The organism is Deltaproteobacteria bacterium, from assembly GCA_022340465.1.
Taxonomy (GTDB): domain Bacteria; phylum Desulfobacterota; class Desulfobacteria; order Desulfobacterales; family B30-G6; genus JAJDNW01.
Window position 1 is genome coordinate 1 of sequence record JAJDNW010000065.1, and the last position, 17,964, is coordinate 17,964.

Annotated in this window: 17 protein-coding genes and 1 pseudogene; 12 read left to right on the plus strand and 6 right to left on the minus strand. The window is 53.1% G+C overall.

Going from position 1 to position 17,964, the window contains the following annotated elements:
* Positions 1–380 precede the first annotated feature (380 nt).
* Positions 381–1,097, plus strand: a complete 717-nt coding sequence (locus LJE94_10190) for an enoyl-CoA hydratase/isomerase family protein (protein ID MCG6910478.1) — start codon at positions 381–383, stop codon at positions 1,095–1,097.
* 23 nt (positions 1,098–1,120) lie between these two features.
* Here the strand turns inward: LJE94_10190 and LJE94_10195 are convergent, their stop codons facing one another.
* Genes LJE94_10195 through LJE94_10205 form a run of 3 tightly spaced genes read right to left on the minus strand, consistent with a single transcriptional unit; the run spans position 1,121 to position 3,464 of the window.
* On the minus strand, positions 1,121–2,566 hold the full coding sequence (locus LJE94_10195) for a diadenylate cyclase (protein MCG6910479.1): 1,446 nt from the start codon (positions 2,564–2,566) through the stop codon (positions 1,121–1,123).
* Positions 2,567–2,572: 6 nt separating this feature from the next.
* The gene (locus LJE94_10200) at positions 2,573–3,004 is read right to left on the minus strand and encodes a DUF2914 domain-containing protein (GenBank protein ID MCG6910480.1); all 432 of its coding nucleotides are present in this window, start codon (positions 3,002–3,004) and stop codon (positions 2,573–2,575) included.
* Positions 2,985–3,464: a low molecular weight phosphotyrosine protein phosphatase gene (locus tag LJE94_10205; GenBank protein ID MCG6910481.1), complete on the minus strand. Its 480-nt coding sequence runs from the start codon at positions 3,462–3,464 to the stop codon at positions 2,985–2,987. The genes LJE94_10200 and LJE94_10205 overlap by 20 nt, the downstream gene beginning before the upstream one ends.
* A 419-nt stretch (positions 3,465–3,883) precedes the next feature.
* Between LJE94_10205 and LJE94_10210 the strand changes: the two genes are divergently transcribed.
* The 3 genes from LJE94_10210 to LJE94_10220 all read left to right on the plus strand — a co-directional run bounded on the left by LJE94_10210 (position 3,884) and on the right by LJE94_10220 (position 6,908).
* The gene (locus LJE94_10210) at positions 3,884–4,279 is read left to right on the plus strand and encodes a PilZ domain-containing protein (protein ID MCG6910482.1); all 396 of its coding nucleotides are present in this window, start codon (positions 3,884–3,886) and stop codon (positions 4,277–4,279) included.
* On the plus strand, positions 4,276–5,469 hold the full coding sequence (locus LJE94_10215; protein ID MCG6910483.1) for a Xaa-Pro peptidase family protein: 1,194 nt from the start codon (positions 4,276–4,278) through the stop codon (positions 5,467–5,469). Before LJE94_10210 ends, LJE94_10215 begins: the two co-directional genes overlap by 4 nt.
* Before the next feature lie 278 nt (positions 5,470–5,747).
* Positions 5,748–6,908 carry a radical SAM protein gene (locus LJE94_10220; protein ID MCG6910484.1) on the plus strand — a complete coding sequence of 387 codons (1,161 nt, stop codon included), beginning with the start codon at positions 5,748–5,750 and terminating at the stop codon, positions 6,906–6,908.
* 34 nt (positions 6,909–6,942) lie between these two features.
* Here the strand turns inward: LJE94_10220 and LJE94_10225 are convergent, their stop codons facing one another.
* The gene (locus tag LJE94_10225; GenBank protein MCG6910485.1) at positions 6,943–7,815 is read right to left on the minus strand and encodes a phospholipase A; all 873 of its coding nucleotides are present in this window, start codon (positions 7,813–7,815) and stop codon (positions 6,943–6,945) included.
* Between the two features lie 354 nt (positions 7,816–8,169).
* Between LJE94_10225 and LJE94_10230 the strand changes: the two genes are divergently transcribed.
* The 7 genes from LJE94_10230 to LJE94_10260 all read left to right on the plus strand — a co-directional run bounded on the left by LJE94_10230 (position 8,170) and on the right by LJE94_10260 (position 15,048).
* Complete coding sequence (locus LJE94_10230; protein ID MCG6910486.1) at positions 8,170–8,955, plus strand: IclR family transcriptional regulator; 786 nt, start codon at positions 8,170–8,172, stop codon at positions 8,953–8,955.
* Positions 8,956–8,987: 32 nt separating this feature from the next.
* Positions 8,988–9,845, plus strand: a complete 858-nt coding sequence (panB, locus tag LJE94_10235; protein ID MCG6910487.1) for a 3-methyl-2-oxobutanoate hydroxymethyltransferase — start codon at positions 8,988–8,990, stop codon at positions 9,843–9,845.
* A gap of 59 nt (positions 9,846–9,904) precedes the next feature.
* Entirely contained in the window at positions 9,905–10,855 is a 951-nt protein-coding gene (locus tag LJE94_10240; protein MCG6910488.1) for a PLP-dependent decarboxylase, read from the plus strand.
* 68 nt (positions 10,856–10,923) lie between these two features.
* Complete coding sequence (locus LJE94_10245; protein ID MCG6910489.1) at positions 10,924–12,105, plus strand: pyridoxal phosphate-dependent aminotransferase; 1,182 nt, start codon at positions 10,924–10,926, stop codon at positions 12,103–12,105.
* Between the two features lie 101 nt (positions 12,106–12,206).
* Positions 12,207–13,382, plus strand: a complete 1,176-nt coding sequence (locus LJE94_10250) for a M24 family metallopeptidase (protein MCG6910490.1) — start codon at positions 12,207–12,209, stop codon at positions 13,380–13,382.
* A gap of 76 nt (positions 13,383–13,458) precedes the next feature.
* A complete protein-coding gene (locus tag LJE94_10255; GenBank protein MCG6910491.1) occupies positions 13,459–13,800 on the plus strand; it encodes a hypothetical protein in 342 nt (113 codons plus the stop codon).
* A gap of 42 nt (positions 13,801–13,842) precedes the next feature.
* Positions 13,843–15,048, plus strand: coding sequence for an amidohydrolase (locus LJE94_10260; protein ID MCG6910492.1), 1,206 nt, complete (start codon positions 13,843–13,845; stop codon positions 15,046–15,048).
* A 117-nt stretch (positions 15,049–15,165) separates the two neighbouring features.
* Here LJE94_10260 and LJE94_10265 read toward each other — a convergent pair.
* Together LJE94_10265 and LJE94_10270 are read right to left on the minus strand one after the other, a co-directional pair.
* Positions 15,166–15,692, minus strand: a pseudogene (locus LJE94_10265) (transposase).
* Between the two features lie 592 nt (positions 15,693–16,284).
* Positions 16,285–17,136, minus strand: coding sequence for a YceI family protein (locus tag LJE94_10270; protein ID MCG6910493.1), 852 nt, complete (start codon positions 17,134–17,136; stop codon positions 16,285–16,287).
* A gap of 466 nt (positions 17,137–17,602) precedes the next feature.
* Between LJE94_10270 and LJE94_10275 the strand changes: the two genes are divergently transcribed.
* Positions 17,603–17,964: hypothetical protein (locus LJE94_10275; GenBank protein ID MCG6910494.1), on the plus strand; the 362-nt coding region annotated here is incomplete at its 3' end.

The window sequence follows — 17,964 nt, forward strand, 5'->3', positions numbered from 1 at the left end:
GTTTCTCGAGAAGGTGAAACCAATCAAGGTGGATTTCTCGATGTACGGGTTCAAGCTCGACTGCGGCGTCGATTTCGGCGCAGGTGCCTGCTCGAGTTGCAGCACGGAAGGCAGCTGCTGCTCGACCTGATACCGGTTAAAGGTTTCATCAAGGGGGATGCTATCCATCGATAGCACCCCCCTTTTTTTTGGCAAATCCCGGCAGCAGGGAGGCCTCATACGGGCCGCAGCCGCTATGGGCTTGCATCCCCAGGGCCTGAATGGTAAATGAGTCTCTTGAGTTTGTTGCGTTTGTTGTGTTTGTTGTGTTGCACCCGCTAACCCAATGAACCCGCTAAGCGTAGTAAGCCTGCCCCACATACCATTGCAGAGGAAACATCATGAGCACATTTGACTACTCGGTTGACGATACGGTGGCCATTATCACCATGAACAGTGAGGAAAACCGCTTCAACCCGACCTTTCTCAAGGGATTCAGGAAAGTGCTCGACCAGGTGGAAAGGGAAAGCCGGGTGAAAACGACGGTCGTCAGGTCGGCGCATGAAAAAATCTTCAGCAATGGGATCGACCTCGAGTGGCTTGTCCCCGTTTTACAGAAAAACGACCTGAAAGCCGCTAAAAAATTCTTTTATCAGTTGAACGATCTCTTCAAACGCCTGTTGACCTACCCCATGATCACCATTGCCGCCATCAACGGCCACGCCTTTGCCGGGGGGGCGATCATGTCCTGTGCCTTTGACTTCAGATTCATGCGTTCGGACAGAGGCTTTTTCTGTTTCCCGGAAGTCGATCTGGGCATTCCGCTTCTCCCGGGCATGAATGCCCTCATGCAAAAGGCCGTTCCCGCCTACAAAATCGAGGAGATGCAATACACGGGGGTCCGCCTTGCGGGCTTCGATTGCCAGGAACACCACATCGTGCGCAAGGCCTGTCCCCTCAACGAACTCATGGATGAAACCCTCGAGTTTGCCCATGGCCTCAAGAAGGACCGCAGCATCGTCAGGGAAATGAAACTGCGGTTGAACCGGAAGATCGTGCAGATTATGGATGTGGAGGACATGCCCTATATCGAATCCGGGCAGTACCATATAGCGTAAGCGCTAATGACCGCCGCAGGCCCTCATTCCACCATTTTCTCACGCCGTTTCACGGTATACGTGATGGTGACCTTGCCGTTGGGCAGGCCCTCGACTTTCAACGATGCAGGGTTCAAGGCCAGGCTGACGGTCTGGCGGTCTGTTTTTTCGATGTTGTCCAGGGTGACCTTTTCGGTATAAATGGTGTTGATCCCTTCCAGAATCCTGCTTCCGCCGATAACCTCAACCGTGTCCGGTTCCACCGTGGCCGATTCGAGGATCAGGTGCTCATCCAATTTGCCGATCCAGTCGATTTGAACCGGCAGCACTTTTTTTACAGGAATGTCCAGGGTGACATCCACCACCTGAGGCACCACTTTTTTCAACATGACGCCCGGCGGCAGCGTGATGTTGTCGCGGGTGATGGTATAGGTGTTGCGCCCCGCAACGGCATTGTTCAGGCTGATCCTGACCTTCACCTGTTCAGGCTTGACCGAACGCAGAAGCGCGCCCGCTCCGCTCAGGTGCACCTCCACCGTATTGAGCGACGACTCCAACAGTTCCATGCCCGGATCCCGGTTCTGGTACTCGATGGGCACCTCCATGGTCGCCAGGGTTTCCATTCCCCTCGAAAAGCTGAACCAGATGCCCGTTACACACACGACCAGCACCACCGCAGCCAGCGCAAGCTTGAAATTCTCATTCTTTCTTGCATCCTTTTCGTCCGTCGATACGCCGCTGTGCTCCCGGAGTATTTTCTTAAGCTCCAAATTGTCTTTGATTTCGGTGAAATTGCCTGTTTTCGCCGCCATCACGCGGCCTGTTTCTTCGGAAACGACGATGATCAGTGCATCTGTTTTTTCGGACAGGCCCAGGGCGGCCCGGTGGCGCGTTCCATAGGATGACGGCAGGTCGCTGCGGCGGGAGAGGGGCAGTATGGCCCCGACCTCGGCGATGCGTTTCCCGCTGATGATGGCGGCCCCGTCGTGGGCCGGGTTGTCCGGCCAAAAAACACTCATGAGCATCTCCCTGGAAAGAATGCCGTTCCAGGGGATCCCTCCTCTGATCACTTCCTGCAGATCACCCTTGGCCGGCAGTACAAGCAGGGCGCCGATCTTCTTCTGGGCCAGGGCATAAACGCTGCCGGTGATGATCTCCTCCGGGGTTAGAAACGGTTTGTGCGAAACCCCCCACAGGATCGCCCCGACATTTTTCGCTTGGAGAACGGTCCTGATTTCATTGCGGAACACGATGATGATGATGAGAGCGGCAAAGGCGATGATGCCCTGCATGGCCCAGGACGTCACGACCAGGCCAAGGTAGACGGCAATACGCTGAAATACCCACAAAAATCCAATGCCGGTGATCACCCGAAAAACATAGGTCCCGCGAAAAAGGACGTACAGGCGAAAGAGAAAATAGCTGACCACCAGGATGTCGACGACGTCCCGCCAACCGATGGACGTAAGCTGTGTAAAGATGGCACCCATTGAATGCTATTCCGTAATGCTGAACTTGATGATTTTCAAAATTTTGTTCTTGGGGTCTCTGATCTCCACCCGCCATGGCCCCTTGTCCGCCTCGCGCAGCTGCACGGTGCTGAACACGGACCATTCCGGCGTTTTTAGGGAAAGCCTTCTGGTGGTGATCAAACGGTCCCGCCGGTACCAGCTGTGATAAATGAACATCTCCTGCGGAACGGAATCGAAGGACGTGAAGCAATACACCTTCCCCTGGGCAAGGGAAAAAACGGCGGCTATGTTGTACGGTTCGTAGTCTTTGATCTCCTCGCACATGACCGCCCTGGTAATCACCAGCTTTTTCGCCGCACCCGGGTCCTCCTGCGCCGATGCACCCGTCGAAAACAGTGTCAGCCACAGCCATGCAAGGCACCACACGGCGGCCCCTTTACGCTTTAATGATGGCATCAAGATGATCACACACTCCTTTGATACAGTTGTCGATGACGGCCGCAGCTTCTTCATAAGCGTCAATGTCTCCTCCCATGGGGTCCGGTACATCGGAAGGTTCCCCCTCCCCGTTGTATTCGGTCAGCAGTTGTGACCTGGCGGGGCTGAAAAGCGATCTCATTTTTACAAGCTTGAGATGAAACCTTTCCATGACCAGTACGAGATCCGCCGACTTTATCAGCGGCCCGCTTATCTGTCTCGCACGGTGGGAGCTGATATCGATGCCCCTTGCGCGCATCACCGCTATGGCATGCGGTTGGGCCTGATTGCCGTGGAGTGCATGGGTGCCGGCAGACGAAACCTGAACCCGGCCGGCCAGCCGGGATGGCAGGCTGGCTTTCAACATGCCTTCGGCCATGGGGCTCCTGCAGATATTACCCGTGCATACAATCAGTAACTTATAGATGTTGTTCTGCATTTTGTCCAACTCTGCACGCCTGTGACTTCATGTCCAGATGGTTGATTCTATCTGAAACTGCGTAAAAATTCAATCACGAATAAAACGGTCTATTTCTTATTTTCACCACAAAGGCACAAAAGACACGCAGAAATTAAGTTTTTCCCTGCGGAACTCGCAAGCGGTTTTAATAGGGATTTTTTCCCCATCCTTGTAGGGGGCATGGATTTATTCTGATTGACTTCAGCTTGAAATTATTATATAATAGGTGACTAATCTGATCTGAATTGACGATTCCCCGCAGCAAGCTGCGGGGAATCGTCACCGTAAGGAATTCTATCAATTATGATTCGCGCGCTTACCCTGCAGCACGCTGCAGGGAATGCGCGCGCTATCTCGGTTCAACAACCTATGACTTTTCGATCATGAGGGAATCTACGATGGCCGACCATGACGAGTATCCGGGTAGCGACAGCATCATCCTCAAGCTGATGGGACACATCCTCGCAATGAACGACGAACAGCGCCTGGACCTCCTGGAAAAACTCGAGGAACTGCCTGCGACGGATTTCAGCCTGGGGGATCGCAACGACACCCGTAAGAATTTCGAAAAGCAAATCAGCTTTACCATACGGAACCGCAGCTACCAGGCCATCTGCAAGGATATCAGCAACGGCGGCCTTTTCATTCAGACCGACGAGGTGTTCTCGGTGGGCCAGGTGGTCATTCTCAACATTCCCTTCAGCAACGGCAGGCGCGAAATCAAGGTGCCTGCCGAGATCGTGCGGGTCAGCAGTGAAGGCATCGGCCTCAGGTTCATGAAAAAACAGGAATGACGGCCTTTAGAATTCCTCCAGACCAGATCCGGCGGAGGCTGGACAACCTTCAGGCACGACTGCAGGCTGACCGCATCGACGGCGCCTTGATTATCCAGCGTGTGGATCTGTTGTACTTTTCCGGCACGGCCCAGAACGGCTGCCTGTACGTCCCCTCGCACGGCGATCCGCTGCTCTTTATCAAACAATCCCTAGCCCGCGCCCTGAACGAATCACCCCTTAAAAACGTTCTGCGAATCAAGTCCATCACGGCAGTGCCCGGCCTGATTCATGACTTTTTCAGACACCTGCCGAAAAACCTGGGCCTGGAACTGGATGTCATGCCCGTCAACCAGTACCGTTTCATCGAGACCCTTTTTCCGAACCGCCCCACGACCGATGTTTCCGGATCGATCCTCGCCATCCGCGCCGTTAAATCGAAGTGGGAAATCACCCAGATGGAGCACACCGCCGGCATGTCGTCCCTGACTTTCGACTACATGCGGAAAACCCTGCGGGAAGGCTATACGGAAATGGAATTTGCCGGCATGTTCGAAACATTCGCCCGCCGCAACGGCCATGGCGGCAAGTTGCGAATCAGGGACTACCAGATGGAAGGCTATCCCTGGCACGTGCTGAGCGGCAAAAGCGGCAGCATGCCGGGTGTGCTGGACTCCCCGGCCAGCGGAATGGGGACCTCGCTGGCCTTCCCCTGCGGCGCCGGGTCGAAAAAACTGCGTGCCGGGGAGCCCATTATGGTGGATTTCACCTCCGTTCTGAACGGTTTTCACATGGATGAAACCCGCATGTTCGCCATCGGCGCCATGCCCGAGAAGGCCATGCGAGCCTCCATGGACGCCGTCGACATCCACAATTTCATCCTTGAAAACGCCCAACCGGGCATGACCTGCGGCGCGCTTTTTGACATGGCGCTTAAGAGGGCCGCCAGCCTGGGATGTACCGAGAGCTTTCTGGGCGTACCGGGCAGCAAGGTCCGGTTCGTCGGCCACGGCATCGGCCACGAACTGGTGGAACCGCCCTTCATTGCCAGAGACAAGCAGGATCTTCTGAAACCGGGCATGGCGTTTGCACTGGAGCCCAAATTGGTGGTGGAAAATGAATTCACCGCCGGAGTCGAAAGCGTTTTCACCGTCACCGACACCGGCACCCGCCTCATCAGCCGTGTGCCGGCGGAAGTGTTCATCTGCTGAACAACCTCTCGACCCCAGGGTGACCGGGGTGAAACCTCAGAGGTCGGAGGTCGCAGACCAGAAGAAAGCGGTCAGAAGTCAGATGCTTGAAGCATGAGGCAAGAGCGATTCAACCACAAAGGCACAAAGGACACAAAGAAAATCATTTTAGAATGTGGGGCTTGCAAGAGGCCAGGGCTTCAGCCCTGAAAAGTAAATTGCCTTGTGCCGAAAGCCACCTAACACTTAAAACGTAACTCCCAACCCGGATAAACCGGTACAGATAACGGAGATAAATAATGGTGGATCCGAGCCTGTGTTTTGAAACCGGTCCTATCCGGCCGCCCAACGAAGCCCGCAGCCTGCTGCTGCGCCTGACTAGAAACTGCCCATGGAATCACTGCCGGTTCTGTCCGGTATACAAGGGCCGCAAATTTTCCCTGCGGCCGGTGGCGGACATCAAAGCCGACATCCAGGCGGCCCGGGATATCGCCGATGACATCCTGTCCCTGTCCGACCGGCTGGGGCGTGGTGGCAACATTGACGACCCCGTCGTCTCCTATATCTACAACAACCCTGGCTACAACGACTGCTACCGCAGCATCGCCGGCTGGCTTTACTACGGGACCCATGCCTGCTTTCTTCAGGACGCCGACAACCTGATCATGAAAACGGAGGACCTGGTCGAGGTGCTGACTTTCCTGCGCAGCCGTTTCCCGGACCTCGAACGCGTGACAACCTATTCCCGTTCAAAAACCGTTTCAAAAAAATCCGTCGTTTCCCTGAAAAAAATCTGCGAGGCCGGGCTGAACAGAATCCACATCGGCCTCGAAAGCGGCTTCGACCCGGTATTGAAACTCATGAAAAAAGGCGCCACCGCAGCCATCCAGATAGATGCGGGACAGAAGGTGATGGCCGCGGGCATGGAACTGTCTGAATATGTGATGCCGGGGCTCGGCGGCCGGGAACTGTGGGAGGGGCACGCGCGGGAAACGGCCAGGGTATTGAACCAAATCAACCCGCACTTCATCCGCCTGCGCAGCCTCAGAGTGCCCGCCAGGGTTCCGCTGCACCAAAAACTGGTGGAGGGAGAATTCAGCCTGCAAACAGACGATATGCTGGCCGAGGAAATCCGTGTTTTCATCGAGACGCTTGACGGCATCACCAGTACCGTCACCAGCGACCACATCATGAACCTGCTGGAGGACGTTTCCGGAAAACTGCCCGAAGACAAGGGTGCCATGCTCGCCGTCATCGAAAATTACCAGTCCCTGTCCGACCATGACCGGCTGATATACCGCATCGGGCGGCGCGGCGGCACCTATCGCTCCATAAACGATCTGCGGGACGACCCTGCGACGTATCACAAAATCCAGAATCTCGTTGCCGACATCAAAAAAAAGGAAGGGGACAAGGGGCTGGAAGACCTCATCACCGGTCTGGCGGACAGATACATCTAATAACACCGGATCACTTGAACCCTGCTTGAGCATTTCAGTAGAGAAAAGCCAGCCCTGCCCGCAAGCCCTCACTCCTTTTGTCATAGTCGATTATGACCTCCCCGTAGCCGTTGAAATACTGCAGGTAAATGGCCGGCTGGAAGGCGACGTATTTCATTTTGTACATTATGCCCACGCGGTACTGACCGGCCTGGAAGGGATTGCCGCCTTCGCCGGACCACAGGAAAAATTCGAGGTCGATGTTGGAGTTCTTGGTCGGCAAAAGATCGATGACAGACAGCCCGGTGTCCCACCAGCCCAGGTACTCGCCGATGTCACGATTTTCCTCGCTGGTCCCCAGTTCGTAGTAGACCTGCGTTTCCCACGCCAGGTCGACACTCTTGAAACGGAACAGCTTGTGAAAGCGCACAAACAACTGATCCCACCCCCGGTCCTCGGTGCCGTCCCTGCCGTTGGATTTATGCCAGTAGCCGGTATCCACGGAAAAGAACCACTCGTTTTCAGGGTTGAAGCGGTAAAACAGTTCGGGCATGAAATTGATATCGTGGTAGGGGGTCGATTTTGCGTAAATATCCCACTTCACCAGATTGGTAAACGCCAGGTACAGTCCCCAATCCCTTATAAGGCGGTATTTGAAGCTGATCTGCATCAGGGCCTCTTTGGAGCCGAAGACGCCATAGTTGAGTTTGTGGGGGGTGAACTTGCTTTTTTCGTCAGATCCCAGGGCGCGCTCGAAGCGCTGTTCGCCCTCGGTGGGTTCTTTTTTTTCGACCACCTTGTTTTCTCGATGTTCAGGCGGGAACTCACGCCCTGAGTCCGCGTATAGGAGTGCCGGTAAGAAGGTGATCGCGACCGCGGTTATCGAAACGGTCAGGGTAAGCCTTAACGCATGCATCATCCTTCTCATATGTATCTTCCTATCTTTCTTTTGCAACATCGGGGTAAACAACATGGTAGCCACCATCCGATATTTCAACAGGGGTTTGATATGTCAAGCATTATATGCGCCGGGGTATAGTTCGCGGCCCTCTTTTTCAATATCGACTTCGCCGGCGGCCGCAAAGACCCTGACAGCCCCGTGACAACCGGACTGCATGACGAAATTGAAACGCTCGACCCGGGTCGCCGTATCCATCCTGTCGAAATTATAGCGTTGTTAAAAAGGCTTGACACCCTGTTTGTTATTCATTACAGTCATAAATAAAAATCATTCGTCACAAATAATGAACACTATAAATTGTTTGAAAAGGTGCCGGCAACCATGACGCGCAAATATTACCAGATCACATCTTTGGAAAGAGGCATAAAGGTTATGGAACTGTTGGCCGAGCAAAAGGCTCTCACCGTATCCGAAGTTGGTGTCCACCTGTCGATGCAGCGTTCAGCCGCTCATCGCTTTCTGGCAACCTTGAGGGATCTGGGATACGTAAAGAAAAACGAAGACAATCGCTACCAATTGACTTTCCGTATTTTAGAAATCGGCGAAAAGGTCGCCAGGAGGTTCGAAATCAAGCAGGTTGCGCGCAAGTACATGCTCGAGCTCTCAAAGCTTTCCAAGGAGACCGTAAACTTGGGATGCCTGGATGGTAGAGAGATACTGCATCTGGACAAGATCGACAGCTCGGAGATATTACGCATCGACTCGCCCTTATGGTCTAAAGCACCGGCTTATTGTACGGCGCTCGGTAAAAGCATTTTAGCCTATTTGCCCAAGTCGGAACTCAGCGAATACCTGTCGCGGGCAAGACTTGCCCCGCATGGCCCCCACACGATTTTGTCTAAAAAGAAACTGCGCGAAGAGTTGCAAAAAACAAGGGAGCGGGGATATGCGGTGGATGATGAGGAACTGGCCCCTGGTTTGCGCTGTGTGGGAGCACCGGTGTTTGATCATACCGGCCGTGTAAAATACGCCGTGAGTATTTCCTGCCCGAGCATGCGGCTGCCCATGGACAAGGTTGAAAGTATGCAATTGAAAATCAGGGAGGCCTGCGGGCGCATGTCGGAACAGTTGGGTTACAGCTATCAGGAAAACAAATTCTCGGCATAGTTCGACAACGTTCATTACGGGAGGGTATATGTATGACTAGCAAAAAACACACGCGTTTTGACTTGCAGAGAATGAAGGAAGCCGGTCAGACAGCTGTCTGGATCACGGCCTATGATTATTGGACCGCGAATTTTGCCGAGCAGGCCGGCATGGATATGATTCTGGTGGGTGATTCGCTGGGGATGTGCGTGTACGGCTATCCGGGGACGGTCCCGGTTACCATGGATCAGTGTATCTGGCACAGTGAAGCGGTTCGCCGTGGCGCACCCAACACGTTTATCATCGGCGATATGCCCTTTTTGTCCTACCAGGTCAGTATCGAGGAAGCGGTACGCAATGCCGGCAGATTCCACAAAGAGGCCGGCGTCGATGCGATCAAGCTGGAAGGAGGCATCCGCGTGAGCGCTCAGATTCAGGCCATTGCCGACGGCGGAATGCTGGTGATGGGGCATATCGGCCTGACACCCCAAAGCTCGGGGCAGTTGGGGGGATTCAAAGCCCAGGGCAGAACGGCCGAAGCCGCCAAAGATGTCATCGCCGACGCGGTGGCCATCGAAGAAGCCGGCGCCTTTGCCCTGCTCGTGGAAGCGGTGCCGCCCGAAGTGTGCGGCATCATCCGCAAAAAGCTGTCCATCCCCGTTTACAGTATCGGTGCCGGCTGGGAAGCCGACGGCCAACTCATGATCTGCAGCGACGTCCTCGGCATCTTTCAGGCCTTTACACCCAAGTTCGTGAAAAAATATGAAAACCTGGGCCAGAAAACCATCGAAGCCTTCACGCAGTATGTCGAAGATGCCCGCAGTGGCGCATTCCCCAAAGAAGAGCACGCCTACAAAATGGTGGAAGGCGAGCTCCCCAAACTCAAAGAACTGCTGGATGCAGCCGAATAAACCCCATCGCTGGGGTAAACGCATTCACGAAAACCGTCAGACACGACACGGAGGAGATAATGTCCGAAACCTTGAAGAAGATTCGCAGTTTTATGGAAAAGGAAGGTATTCCCGGCCGGGATGCGTACGATCTGCCCACATCGACCAAAGCCTTTCCGGATGGCGCCAACTACCGCGTCGAAATCGCCGGCGTGGAAAGAGCTTCCACCATGGAAGCCATGATCAGGGCCGCTGAAAAACGCGGTCTCGTCATCCACCGTGCCATCGCCACCGTGGGCGGCTCCACCTATTGTGATTTTCAGGAACTCAAGGATATGGCGCAGATGGCCAGAGAAGGCGGCATCGAAATGATCACCACGGTTGGCCATCGCAAATCCTGGGATACGGGTTCCAAGGAGATATCCACTTCCGAAGGCCAGATGCAGGGCTTCCGGCTGAGGGGATCGGACAACATCTCATACCACATCGCCGACATCATGCGGAACATCGAAGCCGGACACCGTGGGTTTCTGGTTTATGACGAAGGTGTGCTTTTCATCCTCGACAAAATGCGGGCCGAAGGAGTGATTCCAGCGAAAACTATTTTCAAGTTTTCCGTTTTCGGCGGCTATTGCAGTGCAGCCGGCGCCAAGGTGATCGAATCCATGGGCGCCAATTCCATGAACCCCATTTCAGATGTTTCCCTGCCCATATTGGGCGGCATTCGCAAAAGCGTGGACATCCCCATGGATGTTTACATCATCATCGTGGATGCTTTCGGCGGCATGTTCCGGGCATACGAGGCACCGGAAATCGCCCGGGTGACGTCTCCCTGCTACTTCAAGTTCGAGCCGGGAACTTCCGAAGGTGACATCTACAAACCCTGGATGACCGAAGCGTTCCACGTGAACCTGATTCAGGAAAAAGTCAAAATCGCATCCATCGTCATGGAGATCATGGAAAAGCATGCGCCTGAATTGAAGGCATCCGGCAAGGCTCCCGAAGATCTGGTTCTGCCGGTAACCGTCTAACCGCCGAACGCGACCCTGTCCCCATCCGAGAGCTTGCACGGGAACGGGGAGAACAAAGAGGTAATGATATGGCAACCCGAAACTATCTGGCCGATCGCACCCATGCGGTGGAGTGGTCCGGCATCCGTATTATGTTTGCCATGGCCGACGAGATATCGGACATCGTCAACCTGGGCATCGGTCAGCCCGATTTCGACACCCCCGCATTCATTCGTGAGGCCGCCAAGCAGGCGCTGGATGACGGCTATACGCGCTATCCGCCGGCCAAGGGATTTTCTGATTTGCGTCAGGCCATCGCCCAAAAGCTGGCAACAGAGAATCATATCGTTGCCGATCCAGATACCGAAATCTATGTGGCCGTGGGTGCTATGCAGGTGATTTTCAACACCTGTCTGCACATGCTCAATCCGGGCGATGAAGTTATCGTGATCGATCCGGGATATGACTACTATTCACAGATTCGCCTTTTTGGCGGCGTGCCGGTGCCGGTGCCCGCCTACGAATCGAATCAATTCAAGGTAGATCCCGCGGACATCGAAGCGGCCATCACCAAAAAAACCAAGCTGATGATCATCAACACGCCGTCCAATCCCACCGGCGCGATCTTTGGCGAGGAGATCCTGCATTCCGTCGCCCAAATGGCCATGGCGCATGACATCTGGGTGCTTTCCGACGAACCCTACGAACACATCCTTTTTGACGGCCACAAGCATGTCAGTATCGGATCTTTCGATGGCATGGCGGAACGAACCATATCGGCCTTTACCCTCTCCAAGTCCTATGCCATGACCGGCTGGCGTGTTGGCTATACGGTCGCTCCCAAGGCGGTCATCGACGAGATGGAAAAGCTGATGGAGCACATGGTGTCCGGGGTGACCGCCGTTGCCCAGCGGGCGGCCCTGGCCGCCATTACGGCCCCCCGGGACTGCGTGAAGGAGATGGTGGCCACCTATGACAAGAGACGTCAGCTGGTTCACGAAGGTCTCAATGCCATCGAAGGCATTGTTTGCATCAAGCCGGAGTCGACCTTTTACGCTTTTCCGAACATATCTTCGTTCGGCCTGTCTTCCTGGGAGTTTGCCAAATACCTGGCCGTAGAGCACAAGGTTGCCGTCGTCCCGGGAAGCATTTTCGGTAAAGCCGGTGAAGGGTACGTGCGGCTTTCCTTTGCCGCCGGCAGTGAGCAGCTTCAGGAGGGCATTGCCCGTATGGAAAAAGGCGCTGCCGCGATCAGAGCCCGCAGACACTGAAGGCGCCGAAGATAACCTCACAGCTGCATGAACAACATGGCAAAGTGAAAGCACCCCCTAGCGTTGCAACCGCGGGGACAACTCAGCGAGGAGAAGTGACCATGACCTTATTTCACGAAGACGAGTATCGCGGACGCATCGAACAAACCAAGCAGCGCATGCAGGATGGGGGCATCGAGGTGCTGATCGTTTCAGACCCGGCCAACATGAATTACCTGACCGGTTATGACGGGTGGTCCTTTTACGTTCCCCAGGTAGTTGTGGTGGCGCTGGATCTGGCCGCCCCGCTGTGGATCGGTCGCGGCATGGACGTGGCCGGCGCCCGGCATACGACCTTTTTAGACGAGGACCACATCACCGGATATTCGGACGATTATGTACAGAACCCCGTCAAGCACCCGATGAATTTCGTCGCCGATGAGATCAAGCGCCGCGGTTGGGAAAAGCGGGTCATCGGTGTGGAGATGGACGCCTATTATTTCAGTGCCCGCGGTTTTCAGGCCCTCAAAGAGGGCCTCCCCCATGCCGGAATCGAGGATGCCAATCTGCTGGTTTCCTGGGTCAGGCTGAAAAAATCCGACGCTGAAATCGGTTATATGATGCAAGCGGGCAAGATATCCGAAAAGGTGATGCAGACGGCCCTGGACAACCTGTCTCCCGGCGTGCGCGAATGTGATGCCGTGGCGGCGGTTTACCGGGCCCAGATGACCGGAACCCCCGAGTTCGGGGGGGATTATCCCGCCATCGTCCCCTTGATGCCCACGGGCGAGAAGACCTCTGCGCCGCATCTGACCTGGACCGACGCCCCCTATCAGAACGAGCAGATGGTCAACCTGGAATTGGCCGCCTGCCGCCATCGCTACCATTCACCGCTGGCCCGAACCGCCTACCTGGGCAGCAACCCTCCCCAGAAACTGCTAAGCCTGGCCGAACACACGGTCGAGGGGCTTAACCTGACGCTGGACGCCATCAAGCCGGGGCTGCGTTGCGAGGAAATCGAGATGGTTTGGCGCCGGCATATTGCCAAGGTGGGCCTGGAAAAGGAATCCCGCATTGGCTATGCCATGGGGTTGAATTATCCGCCCGATTGGGGGGAACACACCGCCAGCCTGCGCCCCGGGGATAAAACCATTTTGGCACCCAATATGACTTTTCACATGATCCTGGGTATGTGGATGGATGACTACGGTTTCGAGTGCAGTGAATCCTTCCGGGTAACGGAAAGCGGTTGTGAAACGCTGGCCAATTTTCCCAGAAAGCTATTTTTAATCAACTAACTGGAATCCGTCGAAAATATGTTCCTGTCGATCGTTCTTAAAATTTAAAACGCTCGGCTCAGGCTGGAGACAAGGAATGCGGCACAAGACACGAAAGGGGCAAGTCAGCAGCGGAGAAGCCATCGGCATATTACTGCTGGACACGAGTGTTCCGTTTGTCCCGGGCGATGTAGCCAATGCCACCTCCTACGCCTTCCCGGTTCGGTTTCAGAAGGTAGAAGCGGAAGTCGTAGCAACGGCAAAACAGATGGCGGCCGAGCACGAACAGCTGCGGGCGCTGCTGTTGGAATGCAGCCTCCTGCCGCCTTATGGCCGCGCCGTAAAGGCGGCGGTCAACCTTCCGCTTTTCGACTATATGACTCTGATCAACTTCGTTTTTTCAGCTGTGGTGAAGCAGGCATACACAGGGTTTATTTAGGGTTAAAGCAATATCCGGAAAATAGACAGGGTGGTCAGTACCATGCAAATTTCCGAACAGACAAAAAGATACAGTGAAGAGTTGATCGGCCTGCGCCGTGATTTTCACCGGCACCCCGAGCTGGGCTTCGAGGAATTCCGCACGGCAGATATCATCGAAGATTATCTCACGGCCTTGGGTATAGCCACGCAGCGAATTGCCAAGACCGGGGTGGTGGGCATATTGCGCGGCACAAGGCCCGATCCGGTGCTCATGCTTCGGGCCGACATGGATGCCTTGCCGGTCAGGGAAGAAAACGACGTCGAATACAAATCCCGGAACAACGGCGTGATGCACGCCTGTGGTCATGATGCGCACATGGCCATGTTACTGATAGCCGCCAAAATCCTAACCGCCAAAAGGCAGGAAATTGCCGGTACGATTAAATTCGTCTTCCAACCCAACGAAGAGATCGCCGGTGCCGTTCGCATGATTGAGGAAGGCGTTTTGGAAAACCCCAGGGTCGATGCCGCCATGGGCATGCATGTATGGACGCCGGTACCCTCGGGCAAGATAGCCATCACCCCTGGGCCGGTTATGGGTGGTCTGGATGTTTTCAAGGTCACCATCCACGGCAAGGGCGGCCACACCGGCATGCCTGAGGATGCCGTCGATCCGATCATCGCCGCTGCCGCCGTCATACAAACGGTTCAGGTGATTCAGACCCGGGAAATCAGCAATCTGGAATCGACCGTTATCATGTTCGGTAAAATCAAGGGTGGGACCAAAAGCAACATCATTCCCAATAAAGTGGAACTGGAAGGTTCCATCCGCTTCCTATACCCGAACGGCCCTGAGGATGAATTCCAGCCGACGCAGAGATTCATCCGTATCGTAAAGCAGGTCTGCCAAACCCACCGTTGTACCTGCGACATCGACATCGTTCACGAGAACATTCCTTTGATAAACAATGCTGAAATGGCGGCGCTCGCCAGGGATACCGCCATGGGGGTGTTTTCCGGCCCGGAATCGATCGTCGATAACCAGACCATGGGCAGTGAGGATTTTTCCGAATTCAGCGAGCGGGTTCCCGGGGTGTTCATGTTTCTCGGTACCGGGAACGAAAACATCGGCACACATTTTTCGCATCATCATCCGCAATTCAATATCGATGAAAGTACACTTCCCCTCGGTGTCGACATGTGGGTTCAATGTACCCTCGATTTTTTTGAAAAATCGAGTCGATTGGCGTGCATTAAAAAGAGGTGAAGAAAACGGGACAATAGACGCCTCGGCTTGGAAATGGACGGCTATTGGTTCAACGCCCGCATGCACGCGACGCTTCTCACAATCAGGTATATTGTTCCAGAAGCGCCGGGAATTGGGTGGCCGGTTGGCCAGTCCATCATAGCCTTCTTCCTGGTACCGCTGGTACCAGCGGTAAAACGAAGACCGGGGTACGTCCAGTTCCTCAACCGTGCGCTTCACTCCCAGCTGCGAGCTCTGGACCAGGCGGATGATCTCCATTTTCTCGGAATGGGTAAAACGCACCATGCGTCCAGATCTCCGCCCGTACCAGCCAAGGTTTTTTTTAGCACCACGTTTTTCAAGGATAGATCAGCCACCAATTCCTTGAGCTGGCCGTTCTCCTTACGCAAAGTCAGCACCTCGCCGCTGGTGGCTGGGCGCTTGGTGTCACCCATCAGACGCCGTTTTCCCGCTTCCAGGAACTCTTTGCTCCATTTGTAATATAGATTGGAAGCGATACCCTCCTTGCGGCAAAGTGCGGCTATGCTCTCCTCTCCTCGAAGACCCTCCAACACGATACGGATTTTCTCTTCTGCTGAGTACCGCTTTCGTGTCTTCCGGCGTATTTCCCTAACCTTGCTCCCTACTCCGTTTTGTTTACTCATTTTTCACTCCTGTTGGTTTCAAGTTAACACAGGAGTGTCCATTGAAAAAACCCTTGACTGTGTCTCATAGGCTCTGACGCCGAACAATCAGGGGCTTTTGCCAGCCAATATCCTCCTAAGTAATGAGGGTTTTTAGGAAAAATAACTTACTGATAAATATGTTAAGGCTACACCAGAAAGAACATTTAAATATATGACCGCATTTGATATCAATATATTAAAATGATTCTTCCTTTTAACGAATATTTTATGAACTAAAAGTGGTATTATTCCCCCAATTCCTAAAACAATGCCAACTATCAATCCAATAGCAGAAATTTTTTCTATCTCTATTAAGCCATAAAAAATGAGCAGAACGATCGGGATATGAAGGAGCATAAAACCAGTAATTTTTCCTGGCAACTTCAGTATCTCCCATTCCTTTTCATAGGCGGATTCAATCTCGTGTAATATTAACAAGGTCGAATTTAAAATATATATCATTGTAATTAGCTTCAAAATTTACTCCAAGTAAGCATGAATCCACATGGCCAACAAAAACATTCAATAGACGTTCTCCGGGTCTGCCGTAGATCGAGAAATTGAAAAAACTTTAACCCTTATCACCGAAAAGGATGACATCCAAGGAGATGGTGTCATCGATCAGGTGGATGCCAAGACGTGAGAAGAATCTCTCTGAACCATACTTGATATCCCACAGACTCCGATCGAAATCAAAGTGGGCATTCATGACAGCCTGACCTTCTTTCTCATGTACAAATGCAGAGAAAGAGACCTTATTGGTTATGCTCTTGATGGTCAGATCAGCGGTTATGCGATAGTTCGGTCCGCTGATCGGTCCTAAAATCTCCTCAACACCGGTCACGTCCATCTGTGCGGTCGGATACTTTTCTACCGCAAAGAAATCATGGCTCTTCAGATGGCCTTCGAGCATCGGCTTGTATTCGGGATCAAGATCGACGTTATTGATGGTGTCCATATCGATCACGACTGAGCCTTCTGTTGGAACACCGTCCTCAAATTTCAAATAGCCGGATTTTACCTTGATGTTACCGGTATGCTTGTTGCCGATATTCCTGCCCGTCCATTCTACACGACTGGTCTCAGGCGCTACCTTGTACTCTCCGACCATAGGTGTGAGAACGTCGCTATATTCAAGCGGCAATCCTGCATCTTTCCAGGCTTCCAGCCCACCATCGAGGATGTCTGCTTCATAGCCAGCTTGGGTGAGCAAGTATTTTGCTCTTTGAGCTTCTTCGGTCTTGTTGTTAAGCCCGTAGACCACGAGTTTGTCATCAGGTGTGAAAGCCTCCTGGATCTTATCCATGAATGCGTTTTCATAGACACTGAAATTCCGGGCACCGCTGATATGTTCGAGTGCATATGAACTGTCAGAAAGAATGTCTATGATAGTCACATCTGATGGTATTTCATTTGGTTTCATGATGCCCTCCTATATAGTTGCAGAAATAATTATTTAATGTTGGATGTAAAATTTTCCATCTATTTAATACTATGTTAAAAATTAGCCGTCTATCCAGAGCTTCTAAATTTGAAATTCCTACCATTATCCCAGTACGACTTCAATTTTTGATACTAACCATTTCTTTGGTCCTTAAAAACCTGAGCTCCATCTTTAAACCGCCTAAAGAATGGTAATATCCACCACAGATAGCCTATTTCTGACAGAAATGCAAAAATGAGGAATCAGCCCAAATGATTTCCTTTGATAATCTCGATTCAGCTTTTGGATACAATTAAAAGGCGGTTGGATTATTGTTAATGGATGTGGGTGTTGATTAACTTATTGGTAAAACTTATTAGGGACAGGTACTTTATGTTGACATGCACATAAATAGGCGATAGATAGGTTGTTCAAATGTTTAAAGCATAAAAAAAGGAGGACGGCTATGCCCAGAACGTCGAGAATGATCATATCGGGCGAACAGGCGGTGTACCATGTGATCTCCAGGACGGCTCTGCCGGGTTATCCCCTGGGACCGGTCGAGAAAGAGTTTCTTTTAGGATTGATCAAGCGCCTCTCCAGGTTTTATTTCACCGACATATTGGGGTTCTGCCTGATGGGCAATCACTTCCACCTGCTGGTGAAAATGCTTCCGGACAGCGATTACAGCGATGGGGAGGTTAAGAAACGATGCCGGCTGTACTACGGTGAGGACTATGTGTTTCCGGTGGATAATATGGCCTTTTTCCGCACCAAGCTGGGCAGCCTTTCCGAGTTCGTACGGGATGTAAAGGTCAATTTTACCCG